This is a genomic window from Amycolatopsis sp. Hca4 (assembly GCF_013364075.1).
Taxonomy (GTDB): domain Bacteria; phylum Actinomycetota; class Actinomycetes; order Mycobacteriales; family Pseudonocardiaceae; genus Amycolatopsis.
This window is the reverse complement of record NZ_CP054925.1, coordinates 9,247,982-9,259,706: the sequence shown is the minus strand read 5'-3', so window position 1 is coordinate 9,259,706 and position 11,725 is coordinate 9,247,982. Positions and strand designations below refer to the sequence as shown.

12 protein-coding genes are annotated in these 11,725 nt (G+C 72.0%); 5 read left to right on the top strand and 7 right to left on the bottom strand.

Annotated elements, in window-relative coordinates:
- Positions 1-42 precede the first annotated feature (42 nt).
- A complete protein-coding gene (locus HUT10_RS42240) occupies positions 43-369 on the top strand; it encodes a PASTA domain-containing protein (RefSeq protein ID WP_176178297.1) in 327 nt (108 codons plus the stop codon).
- Positions 370-585: 216 nt separating this feature from the next.
- On the opposite strand, the gene HUT10_RS42235 is transcribed toward HUT10_RS42240, so the two are convergent.
- Positions 586-1,221: an SRPBCC family protein gene (locus HUT10_RS42235; RefSeq protein WP_176176317.1), complete on the bottom strand. Its 636-nt coding sequence runs from the start codon at positions 1,219-1,221 to the stop codon at positions 586-588.
- On the bottom strand, positions 1,218-1,565 hold the full coding sequence (locus tag HUT10_RS42230; protein ID WP_176176316.1) for a helix-turn-helix transcriptional regulator: 348 nt from the start codon (positions 1,563-1,565) through the stop codon (positions 1,218-1,220). The genes HUT10_RS42235 and HUT10_RS42230 overlap by 4 nt, the downstream gene beginning before the upstream one ends.
- A gap of 128 nt (positions 1,566-1,693) precedes the next feature.
- Between HUT10_RS42230 and HUT10_RS42225 the strand changes: the two genes are divergently transcribed.
- The gene (locus tag HUT10_RS42225) at positions 1,694-3,361 is read left to right on the top strand and encodes a GGDEF domain-containing protein (protein WP_176176315.1); all 1,668 of its coding nucleotides are present in this window, start codon (positions 1,694-1,696) and stop codon (positions 3,359-3,361) included.
- Here HUT10_RS42225 and HUT10_RS42220 read toward each other — a convergent pair.
- Positions 3,341-3,976, bottom strand: a complete 636-nt coding sequence (locus HUT10_RS42220; RefSeq protein ID WP_176176314.1) for a TetR/AcrR family transcriptional regulator — start codon at positions 3,974-3,976, stop codon at positions 3,341-3,343. The two genes, HUT10_RS42225 and HUT10_RS42220, sit on opposite strands and share 21 nt — an antisense overlap.
- 38 nt (positions 3,977-4,014) lie before the next feature.
- On the opposite strand from HUT10_RS42220, the gene HUT10_RS42215 reads away from it, so the two are divergent.
- The gene (locus HUT10_RS42215; RefSeq protein ID WP_176176313.1) at positions 4,015-5,211 is read left to right on the top strand and encodes a glycosyltransferase; all 1,197 of its coding nucleotides are present in this window, start codon (positions 4,015-4,017) and stop codon (positions 5,209-5,211) included.
- Here the strand turns inward: HUT10_RS42215 and HUT10_RS42210 are convergent.
- Genes HUT10_RS42210 through HUT10_RS42195 form a run of 4 tightly spaced genes read right to left on the bottom strand, consistent with a single transcriptional unit; the run spans position 5,195 to position 8,812 of the window.
- A complete protein-coding gene (locus HUT10_RS42210) occupies positions 5,195-6,352 on the bottom strand; it encodes a sulfotransferase (protein ID WP_176176312.1) in 1,158 nt (385 codons plus the stop codon). The genes HUT10_RS42215 and HUT10_RS42210 overlap by 17 nt on opposite strands.
- A gap of 8 nt (positions 6,353-6,360) precedes the next feature.
- Positions 6,361-7,149, bottom strand: coding sequence for an SDR family oxidoreductase (locus HUT10_RS42205; RefSeq protein ID WP_176176311.1), 789 nt, complete (start codon positions 7,147-7,149; stop codon positions 6,361-6,363).
- Positions 7,146-8,336 (bottom strand): hypothetical protein, encoded by a 1,191-nt coding sequence (locus HUT10_RS42200; protein WP_176176310.1) that lies wholly within the window; start codon positions 8,334-8,336, stop codon positions 7,146-7,148. The genes HUT10_RS42205 and HUT10_RS42200 overlap by 4 nt, the downstream gene beginning before the upstream one ends.
- The gene (locus tag HUT10_RS42195) at positions 8,333-8,812 is read right to left on the bottom strand and encodes a nuclear transport factor 2 family protein (protein ID WP_176176309.1); all 480 of its coding nucleotides are present in this window, start codon (positions 8,810-8,812) and stop codon (positions 8,333-8,335) included. Before HUT10_RS42195 ends, HUT10_RS42200 begins: the two co-directional genes overlap by 4 nt.
- Positions 8,813-8,852: 40 nt before the next feature.
- Between HUT10_RS42195 and cysD the strand changes: the two genes are divergently transcribed.
- Positions 8,853-9,785 (top strand): sulfate adenylyltransferase subunit CysD, encoded by a 933-nt coding sequence (gene cysD / locus HUT10_RS42190; protein WP_176178296.1) that lies wholly within the window; start codon positions 8,853-8,855, stop codon positions 9,783-9,785.
- Positions 9,785-11,599, top strand: coding sequence for an adenylyl-sulfate kinase (cysC, locus tag HUT10_RS42185; RefSeq protein ID WP_176176308.1), 1,815 nt, complete (start codon positions 9,785-9,787; stop codon positions 11,597-11,599). The genes cysD and cysC overlap by 1 nt, the downstream gene beginning before the upstream one ends.
- Positions 11,600-11,725 lie beyond the last annotated feature (126 nt).

The following is an 11,725-nucleotide window of genomic DNA, read 5'->3' as shown; positions in this document are numbered from 1 at the left end:
GGCGGCCGGGCGCGTGGGTACTTCAGGGGCATGTCCCGACGGATGGTCACAGCCCTGACCGCGCTCGCGTTCGCCACGGCCGCCTGCGGCGCCCCACCCGCCACGACGACCTCGACCCCGGCTCCGCCCTCGGCTTCGGCGAGACTCATCAAGGTCCCGGACGTCTCCGGCATGAACCACCAGGACGCCCAGAACGCGATGCAGCGAGCCGGCCTCTACAACCTCCGCGAGGTCGACGGCACCGGCCAGGGCCGCGCGCTGGTGATCGACCGCAACTGGCGCCAGACGGGCCAGGACCCGGCCGCGGGCACCGAGGTCCCGCCCGACACGGTGATCACCCTGACCGCGGTCAAGTACACCGACCGCTGACCCGTGTCGCCCCTCCAATCACGAGTGATGCCTCTCCAATCACACGTGATGCCCCTTCGGTCACAGGTGATGCCCCGCGACGCACGCTGCCTCTTCCACCGCGGACCGTGCGGCGAGGGCCACGCCGGTGATCAGGAAGGCATCTCGCGTGATTGAGCGGGCATCACGCGTGATTGAGGGGGCATCACACGTGATCGGGAGGACGACACGGCAGGGTCAGGCCTGCGGCGGGGTCGTGTACGCCTTCAGCGTGCGGTCCGCCGCCGCGCGGGCCTGGGCCGGGTCCGCGCCCGCGGCGACGTCCGCCTCGTACCAGGCCTCGCTCGACGCCGTCATGAAGCGGATTCCCTCCGGCGACATCATCCAGGCCATCGCCGCCTCCGGGTCGACGGTCGTGCCCGGTGCGGACAGGTGCAGGACCAGGCCGACCAGCGCGCTGTCCCAGCCGATGCCGACCGCGCCCGGGCCGAACTCGTCCCAGCGGTCGTCGACGTGCGCCACGTGCTCCAGCTCGAACCGCGTGCCCGTTCCCTCCGGCTTCAGGCGGACCTCGATCCAGCTGACGTTGCCGCCGAACTCCCACGTCGCGGCGAAGCTCTTCGGCGGGTCGCAGCGCTCGACCGTGCCGCCCGCGTTGCCCTCCAGCTGGTACTTCCCGCCGGCCTTCAGCTCCCCGCTCACCGGCAGGAACCAGCGCGGGATGCGCTCGGGGTTCGTCACCGTGTCCCACAGGTCTTCGACGTCGGTGTCGTAGACCTGGCTGATGGTCAGGACGCGGGCCTCCTTCCCCTCGAGCACCCGGTCACCGAGTGTCCGGCGGACGGCGCTGATCTGGTGGCTGACGTCGATCACGAACGTTCTCCTTCATCGAGGCGCCGGGCACGCTTGCCGCGGGCGATTTCGGTGGCCAGCGCGTCCAGCGGTGGCGTCCAGTACCGGCGGAACCGGTCGAGCCAGACGTCGACGTCGCGCAGCGGGGCGTGCCCGACCGCGTACAGCCGCCTCGTCCCGTCCTGGCGGACGACCGCGAAGCCGTTGTCCCGCAACACCTTCAGGTGCTGCGACACCGCGGGCTGCGAGATGCCGAACTCGGCCCGGATCACCTCGGTCACCGCGCCGGCGGCCCGTTCGCCGTCGGCCAGCAGCTCGAGGATCCGGCGGCGGACCGGGTCGCCGAGGACGTCGAACGCGTGCACCCGGCCAAGCTACAAGCACTGACTTATATAAGTCAATGCTGAAACAGTTGCGCCGATGGGGGTAACCGACGGTGAACATCAGTCGACATCGGTTCCGCTTCGCCGCGAGACCCGCGACGATCGGGGCCGTGAAGTCGCCACGCGCGGTCCGCTTCGCCTTCCAGCCGCTGTACAGCCTCCACACCGGAGGCGTCGTGGCGCACGAGGCGCTGGCCAAGCCCGGCCGCGGAACCGTCCCCGAGCTGCTCGCGCAGGCCCGCCGCGACGGCCGGCTCGCCGAGGCCGACCTCGGGCTCGCGGTCGCCGCCGTCCGGCAGGACGCCGAACAGCCGACGGCGCTCCCCCTGCACCTGAACCTGTCCGCCCGCACCCTGGCCGCACCGCCGTCGATGTACGAGGACCTCCTCGAAGCCCTCGGTGACGCGGGCCGCCGCACCCGTGAAGTCGTCCTGGAGATCGGGCCGCCGTTCGCGCCGCTGCCCGCCGGCCGCGCGCTCGCGGGGATGCGGGAGCTCACCGAGCTCGGCTTCCGGATCGCGCTCGACGGCCTCGGCCGCGGCGACCTGCCGCTGGGCCTGCTGGTCGAGGCGCCGATCGACCTGGTGAAGCTCGACCGGACCGTGCTGCGCGGCCTGCCGGACGACCCGGCGTCGGTCGCCGTGGTCGAGGCGCTGCTGCACTACACGAACCGCACCGGCACCCGGCTCGTCGCGACCGGCGTGGAGACCGGCGCGCAGCTCGACGCCGTCCGCGGCCTCGGCGTCCGGATCGCGCAGGGGCACCTGCTCGCGCCGCCGACCGCGGCCGGTCCCGCGCCGGCGCTGCTCACCCGCGCCCGTCCCTCGACCGGGGCGCCGGCACCGTGCGTCGGCGACTTCCTCCGCCCGGCGACGACCCTGCCGGAAACGGCGACCTGCGACGAAGTCCGCGCGGTGCTGGCCGCGGCCGACGCGCCGAGCGGCGTCGTCGGGGTGGACGAGCTGAACCGGCCGCGCTGGTCGGTCGACCGGACCCGGTTCCTGGTCGCGGTCACCGGGCCGTACGGGCACGCGCTGCACGCGAAGCGCCCGGCGGCCCGGCTCGCGGACACCCCGCACACGATCGAGGCCCGCGCCGGCGCGATGGAGTTCCTGGAGCTGGTCACCGACGCGGACTGGGGCCGCACCGGCGACGACGTCGTGGTGGTGGACGAGCTCGGCCGCTGTCTCGGCGTGGTGCTGGTGACCGAGGTGGTCCGCGGGGTGGCCGAGGCGAAGGTCGAGGCCGCCGCGGCGCTGAACCCGCTGACGCGCCTGCCGGGCAGCGACACGGTCGCCCGCGACGTGGCCCGCCGGATCACCATCGGCGAGCCGTTCGTGGCGGCCTGGCTGGACATCGACGGCTTCAAGGCGGTCAACGACACCGCCGGCTTCGCGGCGGGCGACAACCTGATCCGCGAGCTGGGCGCGGCCCTGACCGAACAGGCGGGCGAACTGCGGCGGATGCGGGTGAGCCACGTCGGCGGCGACGACTTCCTGGTGGTGTGCGACGTCGACGAGATCGCGACGGTGGCGGGCGCGCTGCTGGACCGGGCCTGGTCGGCCGACGGCCTGCCGGTGACGGTGTCGCTGGCGACGCTGGTCTGCGCGAGCGGGGCGATCGGGTCGTACCACGAGGTTTCGCGGCTGCTGGCGCCGTTGAAGAAGCGCGCGAAGGCGGTGTCGGGGTCGAGCTGGGTGCTCAGCCGGCCCGGTTCGGACCGGGTGGAGGTGCTGCGCGGCATCGGAAGCCGCGGGTTACAGGCCGCCGCCGGCTGACCAGCCGAGGGCCAGCTGCGCCCGGATCGCCGAGGCCGCCCAGGTGACGTAGTCCTCGTGCGGCCAGCCGCACACCGCCGTCAGGTGGTCGTACGCCTCGTGGGACATGATCAAGCCGATCGCGTCGGCCAAGCGCCCGAGCGAACCTCCCGAGGCCAGGCCCGCCGCCGAGAGCCGCTCCGCGATCTCCGCCCGGCGCACCACCACCAGCTCCGCGCGGACCGCCGCCACCTCCGCGTCCGCCGCGGCCGCCGTCGTGAACGCGCGCCAGATCGGCAGTGATCCGCGGATCCCCTCGGCCACCCGTGGCACCACCGAGGGCAGGTCCGCCGGGCCGGCCGGGCCCGCCAGCGCGTCCAGGTTCCTCGCGTCCGGATCGCCCGCGAAGCCGGCCCGGAACGCGGCCAGCAGCAGCTGCGGCTTGCGGCCCGTCTGCGTCACCGTCTCCAGGCTCACCCCAGCCTCCGCCGCGATCTGCCGCATGCTCGTGCCCGCGTAACCCCGCGCGGCGAACAGCTTCCCCGCCGTCGCCACCACGTGCGCCCGGGTGCGGCGCGCCCGGGCCTCGCGCACCGGCGACGCGTACCGGCGCCGCCCGCCTTCGGGTATCGTCATCAATTGGATGGTACAGCGTATCGGTCAAAGGGAGAGCCATGACCCGCGTCCTCGTCGGCGTGCAGCCCGCGCGCGGTCACGTCGGGCCGACCAAGCCGGTCGTCGCAGCCCTCGTCGACGCCGGGCACGAGGTCACCGTCGTCACCGGCGCGCGCTACCGGGAAGCGTTCGAGGAGCTGGGGGCGACCGTCGGCGTACTGCCGGCGGAGGCCGACTTCGACGAGACCGACCTGAACGGCTCGATCCCCGGCCGCGCCGGGCTGAGCGGGCTGAAGCTCGCCCGGTTCGAGCTGACCCACTTCGTCCGCGCCATGCCCGCGCAGCTGCGCGTCCTCGACGAGCACCCGGCCGACGTCGTGCTGTGCGATCCGCTGATGATGGCCGGGCTGGCCCTGGTCCGGCGCGCAGCCCGGCCACGCCTGCTCACCCTCGGCTTCCTGCCGTTCCTGCCGCCGGTCCCGACCGCCGCGCCCGGCCACCCGGCCAGCGGCGCGATCTTCAAGGCGCTCGTGCCGTGGGTGACCGGGCCGGCGCAGGACCTGGCGAAAGACCTCCTCGGCGACCCCGGCATGCTCTTCACGGACTGGCCCCTGCACAGCGATGGCGTGCTCCAGATGACCTGCCCCGGCTTCGAGTACCCGCGGCCGGGCGCTCCCCTGCACTTCATCGGGCCGACGACGGTCAGCGCGGCGAGCGAGCACCCGCTGCCGCCGTGGTGGGCCGACCTGGACGGCGGCCGTCCGGTGGTGCACGTGACCCAGGGGACGGTCGCGAACGACGACCTCGGCCGGCTCGTCGAGCCGGCCATCGACGCGCTGGCGGGCGAGGACGTCCTGGTCGTCGCGACGACGTGCGGGACGCCGCTGCGGCCGGGCCCGCTGCCGGACAACGTGCGGGTCGCCGATTTCCTCCCGTACGACGAACTGCTCCCCCGCTGCGCCGCCGTGGTCAGCAACGGCGGCTACGGCGGGGTCAACCACGCCCTCCGCTACGGCGTGCCACTGGTCGTGATCGGGGCCAGCGAGGACAAGCGCGAGGTCGCCGCCCGGGTCACCTGGTCCGGGGCCGGGATCGGCCACGCCCGCGCGAAGGCCGCACCGCGGACGCTGCGGCGAGCCGTCGGCGAGGCGCTGACCGACCCGCGTTACCGCGAACGCGCGCGCGAACTGGCCGCCGAGATGGCCGCCTGCCCGTCGATGACCGAAGTCGTCGAGCTGATCACGGCAGGGACGTGAGGTAGCTCGCGAACCGCTCGTCGACCTCTTCGGGTGTCAGGCCGAAGTCCGCCAAGCTGTAGCGGTGCACCGGTTTCCGGTCCCCGGTCCGGCTCGCCTCGTGCACCGCCGTCATGGCCGCGCGGGCTTCGGGGGTGAACTCCAGTCCGAAGTGGTCGTACACACTGGACACCGTGCCGATCGGGTCCGCGACGAAGTCCTCGTACCGGACGTCGTGGAACTGCGCGGGGTTGTGCCGCTCCCGGGCCCAGCCGAACTCGTCCGCTCCGCGCGCCCACAGGTCCAGCTGACCGCGGCCGATCACCTCGCCGCGGAACTTGTCCGACCAGCCGTCCGCGGCCTTCTCGGCCAGGCTGCACATCGACGCCATGATCGTGCGCGGCGCCCGGTGGGTCTGGATCACCAGGGCGTCCGGGTAGTTCGCCATCAGCGCGTCCAGGGCGAACAGGTGACTCGGGTTCTTGAGCACCCACCGCTTGCCCGCGTCGGGCAGCCCGATCAGCTGCAGGTTGCGCTTGTGCCGCGCGTACGCGTCCGTCCAGTCCTGTTTGGCCAGCCAGCGCGAATAGCGCGGCAGGTACGCCAGGCACTCGAAGGAGACCGACCGCATCGACTGGCGCAGCAGCTGCCAGCACTCCTCCACCTGGTCGGCGGACATGTGGTGCACGCCCATGAACTCCGGGTGCTCGACGTGGTGGCGTTCGTACCCGGCCTGGATGCCCTGGAAGATCGGGTTGCCCGCCCACGACGAGCGCGGCGGCCGCGGCTGCGGGACCTCGGCGAGCCACACCTCGAGGCCCTGGTGCGCGGGGTCCTCGGCGAGCAGCCGGTGCAGCGCCGTCGTACCGGTGCGGGGCAGGCCGGTGACGAAGATCGGCCGCTCGATGCGGACGTCCGCGTACGCCGGGTTCTGCTTCCACGAAGCTTCACTCAGCAGCCGCGCCACCAAAGCACCGCGCAGGAACGCCCGGTGCACCTTGTTGCCGTACGGCGTCAGTTCCGCGTCCCCTTCGTAGGACTCCAGCAGCACGCGCAGGCCTTCGACGTACTCGTCGGCACCGAAGTCGTCGAGCCCGGTGAGCTTCGACGCCGACGCGTGCAGGTCCTCGACGGTGCCCACGTCTTCGCGGCCGGGGAGCATGGAACCTCCTAGTGGTGGTACTCGCCGCCGTTGACGTCGAGGCACTGCCCGGTGATCGCGCGCGCCATCGGCGAGGCGAGGAACACCACCGCGTCGGCGATCTCGTCGGGCTCGGGCAGCTTGCGAAGGTCTATTGTGGACGCTGTCTCGGCGTAGACGTCTTCGGGCGTGATGCCGCGCTCCTTGGCCAGGTAGGCGAAGTACCACTTGAGGTTGGGCCCCCAGATGTACCCCGGCGCCACGGTGTTGACGCGCACGCCGTCCGGGCCCAGCTCGCTGGCCAGGCTCTGGGACAGCGACAGCAGCGCCGACTTCGCCATCTTGTAGGCACCGAACGTCCGCCGGGAATGCCGCAGCACCGCCGAGTTGATCATCACCAGCGAGCCCTTGCTCTCCTTGAGCGCGGGCAGGAAGAGCCGGGTCAGCCGGAGCACGGAGATCGCCGCGGTTTCGAACCCGGCTCGGACGGCGTCGAAGTCCACAGTGGCCAGATCGGTCAGCGGCGGGACGGCGAAGGCGTTGTGCACCACCGCGTCCACCCGGCCGAACGCCTCGACCGCCGTACGCACCAGGTTCTCGGCGGAGTCCGCGTCGTCGATGTCGGTGCGGACCGCGACCGCCCGGCGGCCGAGGTCGGTCACCTCCTTCGCGACCTCGCTCAGCCGCGACTCGGTGCGCGCGGCGAGCACGACGTCCGCGCCCGCCTGCGCACTGCGCACGGCGATCGACCGGCCCAGCCCGGGCCCGATACCCGAGACGACGACCACCTTGCCCTGCAACACGTTCTCCACGCTCACCCCAGCATCCGGGCGGCCACGGCGTCCTGCCGGGCCGCGATCCGCGCCGCCCACTGCTCCGGCGTCACCCGCGCGTCCTCGTAGTGGGGCAGCCGGTCGGGCAGCTCGCCGGCCTTGACCACCTCGACGACCGGGCCGTCTTCCGGGCCGAGGTCGCGGGCCAGCCGCTGCCAGCGGATCTGCAGGTACCCGCGGTCGTGGCCGGTGAGTTCGAGCCAGTTCGCCAGGCCGGGGTCGCGTTCGGCGAGCACGAACCGGATCTTGTCGTCGGGGTCGACGCGGGCCTGGTCGGCGGTGAGGCTCGTCTGGTGATTGATGTAGTCGAGCGAGACGTACCAGAGGCTGCCGAGCTGGATGCCCTGGTAGGGCGCGTCCGCGCAGCGCGGCACGGTGACGATCATCGCCTCTTCGGGGCCGAGTTCGTAGTGCCCGGCCGAGGAGAACTGGGTGGTCAGCCCGCCCGGCGTCGAGCGTGGCTCGGTCAGCGTGTTCACCGGCAGGTCGTAGTAGAACCACTTCGGGAAGGCCAGGAACGTCTTCAGCCGGCTGAGCAGGATCTTGCCGGTGACGCCGTAGCGCTTGGCCAGCCCGGACCGGTCCGGCACCGGCGGCGCCTGGCCCGCCGTGTCGACGCACTGGATCCGGATTTCTCCCCGCCGTTCGGTGGCCCAGTCGCTGTAGACCTCACGCACGACGAGCATCGACGAGCCCTCGCCGAGGACGAAGTAGTTCGGCGGCGGGTTGTCGCGAGCGGGGCCGAAGCGCAGCTCGAACCGGCCGTCTTCGTCGATTTCGATCGCCCGGTCGTCGAACGCGGCGAGGCTGTCGGGCACCTCCACCGGCGAGTAGTCGCCGTTGAGGATCTGGAAGCTCAGGTCGGCGGTGGTCCCCCGGACCCCGGTGACGAGGTACTCGCGGTCGGCCCGGATGTTCGCGTTGAAGTACAGCGTGTCCGGGTTGTCCAGGCCCATCTTCGTGTACGGCCCGGTGGACGCGGTGAAGTACGGGAAGTCGCGCTGGTAGGCCCAGGCCATCTGCAGCGACGCCCGGATGCTGCCCGCGAGGTAGTCGTAGCCCTCCAGGAGACCCTGCTCGGTCTGCGCCGGCGGTGCTCCGGCGATCAGCTTTTCGGCCTCGACGATGGCGTCGGCGAACGACCGGGTCAACGAGAACTCGTTCTCGATCATGCCGGGACAGCCCAGCGGTTCGCGAGCAGCTTGAAGCCCGGGATGCCGTCGAAGCTCGTCAGCGTCTCGTAGGTCCGGACGTACCCGATGTGCGACATCCGCCAGGCGCCGTCGCCCTCGCGGCGGTAGGTGTCCTCGTAGAAGGCGGCGCCTTCGATGATCACCTTGTGCTCGGGCACGATGACCTTGTCGGTGAACGACCACCGCCCGGTCGCGGTGTCGCCGTCGACGTCGATCTCGGGCTGAGCTGCGTGGTGCACGGTGATGATGCCGTTGCCGAGGCTCTGGGTGAGGAACTCGACGATGGCGTCGCGGCCCTCGAACTGCTTGCCCCCGCTGCCGACCGCGCGGGTGCCGTAGTCGGCCGTGGCGTCGACGGTGAAGGTGTCGGCCACCTCGTCCCACAGCTTCAGGTCCACCCCGCGCAGGTACCGGTACTTCACCCGCTTGATCTCTTCGAGCACGCCCAGGTCCATGTCCTACAGCGTCCCGCACCGCTTGACCAAAGACAAGAACATGTTCTACTTTTTTCCGGTGTCCGTGACCTCGTACGAGCTCTCGCACCTGGCCGCGCTGGAAGCGGAGGCCGTGCACGTCTTCCGCGAAGTCGCGGCGACCTTCGAGCGCCCGGTCCTGCTCTTCTCCGGCGGCAAGGACTCGGTCGTGATGCTGCACGCGGCGGCGAAGGCGTTCTGGCCCGCGCCGCTGCCGTTCCCCGTGCTGCACGTCGACACCGGCCACAACTTCGACGAGGTCATCCGGTTCCGCGACGAGACAGTAGCCGCGCTCGGCCTGCGACTGGAGGTCGCGCGCGTGCAGGACGACATCGACGCCGGCCGCGTGGTCGAGGAGACCGGGCCGAGGGCCAGCCGCAACCGGCTGCAGACGGTGACGCTGCTGCGGGCCATCCGCGAGGGCGGCTTCGACGCCGTGTTCGGCGGCGCCCGCCGCGACGAGGAGAAGGCCCGCGCGAAGGAGCGCGTGTTCAGCTTCCGCGACGAGCACGGCCAGTGGGACCCGCGGGCGCAGCGCCCGGAGCTGTGGAACCTCTACAACGGACGGCACCGCCGAGGTGAGCACATCCGCGTCTTCCCGCTGTCGAACTGGACCGAGCTGGACATCTGGCAGTACATCCGCGACGAGCGGATCGCGCTGCCGCCGCTGTACTACGCGCACCGGCGGCCGGTGGTCCAGCGCGACGGCATGCTGCTCGCAGCTACCCGCTTCCTGTCCCTTGTGGACGGCGAGACGCCGTACGAGGCGACCGTGCGCTTCCGGACCGTCGGGGACGCCACCTGCACCGGCTGCGTCGAGTCCTCGGCGGCGACCCCGTCCGAAGTGGTCGCCGAGGTGGCCGCCACCCGCGTCACCGAACGCGGCGCCACGCGGGCCGACGACCGGATTTCCGAGGCCGGCATGGAAGACCGCAAGCGAGAGGGCTACTTCTGATGCAGCTGCTGCGGATCGCCACCGCCGGAAGCGTCGACGACGGCAAGTCGACCCTGATCGGCCGGCTGCTGTTCGACTCGAAGGCGATCTTCACCGACCAGCTCGCGGCCGTCGAGCGCGCCAGCCGCGACCGCGGCGAGGACTACCCGGACCTCGCGCTGCTCACCGACGGCCTGCGCGCCGAGCGCGAGCAGGGCATCACCATCGACGTCGCCCACCGCTACTTCGCCACGCCGCGGCGCAAGTTCATCATCGCCGACACGCCGGGGCACCTGCAGTACACGCGGAACATGGTGACCGGCGCGTCCACCGCCGACCTGGCGCTGATCCTGGTCGACGCGCGCAAGGGGGTACTGGAGCAGTCGCGGCGGCACGCGTTCCTCGCCTCGCTGCTCGGGATCGGGCACCTCGTGGTCTGCGTCAACAAGATGGACCTCGTCGAGTGGTCGCAGGAGCGGTTCGACGAGATCCGCGAAGACTTCCGCCGGTTCGCGATGAAGCTCGACGTCGCCGACCTGACGTTCGTGCCGGTTTCGGCGCTGCACGGCGACAACGTCGTCCACCGCAGCGCGAGCATGCCGTGGTACGAGGGCACTTCGCTGCTGCACCAGCTGGAGGAGGTGCACGTCGCTTCCGACCGCAACCTGATCGACGCCCGGTTCCCGGTCCAGTACGTCATCCGCCGGTCCGACTTCCGCGGCTACGCGGGCACCATCGCCGGTGGGGTGTTCAAGCCGGGTGACGAGGTCGTGGCACTGCCGTCGGGGTTCACGTCGAAGGTGCGCGCGGTCTGGGGACCGGGCGGGCGGCCCCTCGAAGAAGCGTTCACCGGGCAGGCGGTGGCCGTGGAGCTGGCCGACGACCTCGACCTCGGGCGCGGGGCCATGCTGTGCCGCCCCGGCAACCGCGCGGAGTCGACCCGCGAGGTCGACGCGCTGGTCTGCTGGTTCTCCGAGCGCGCGTCGCTGGCCCCCGGGGCGTCCTACGCGGTCCGGCACACGACGACCGAGACGCGGGGCACGGTCGAGCGGCTGGAGTACCGCCTCGACGTCACCACGCTGCACCGCGACGAGACGGCGGAAGCGCTGTCCCTGAACGACATCGGCCGCATCCGGCTGCGCACGCGCTCGCCGCTGCTGTTCGACCCCTACCGCCGCAACCGGGCCACCGGCGGCTTCCTGCTGGTCGACGAGCACACCGGCGACACGGTGGCGGCGGGCATGATCACCGGCTCGGTCGCCGCCCCGGTCGTCTGGCACACCGCGGCGGTCCGGCGCGAGGACCGCCCGACCCGCGGCGCGACGGTGTGGCTGACCGGGCTGTCGGCGTCGGGCAAGTCGTCGGTGGCGGTCGAGCTGGAGCGCCGGCTGGTCGCGGCGGGCCGCCCGGCGTACCTGCTCGACGGCGACAACCTGCGGCACGGGCTGAACGCCGGGCTGGGGTTCAGCCCCGAGGACCGCGCGGAGAACGTCCGGCGGGTGGCGGAGGTGGCGCGCCTGTTCGCGGACGCGGGTGTGGTGGCGATCGCGTCGCTGATCAGCCCGTACGCGGAGGATCGGGCGCGGGCGCGGGCGATCCACGACGGGCTGCCGTTCGTCGAGGTCTTCGTCGACACGCCGCTGGAGGTGTGCGAGGCGCGTGACCCGAAGGGGATGTACGCGAAGGCGCGCGCCGGGGAGATCAAGGGTTTCACGGGCATCGACGCGCCGTACGAGCGCCCGTCGTCACCCGACCTGGTGCTGCGCCCGGGCGACGGCGACCCGGCGGCGATGGCGGCCGCGGTCCAGGCGCTGCTCGACGACCTGGGCGAGTAGTGCGTGACTCGGTTGGTGGCCGGTGATGCCCCCTCACATCACGGAGCTGGGTGGTCATCCCGTCGCCTGAGGCCGTCAAAATCACTTTGAGCCGGGCCCGCAACCCACAGCGCAACGCGAGGAGAC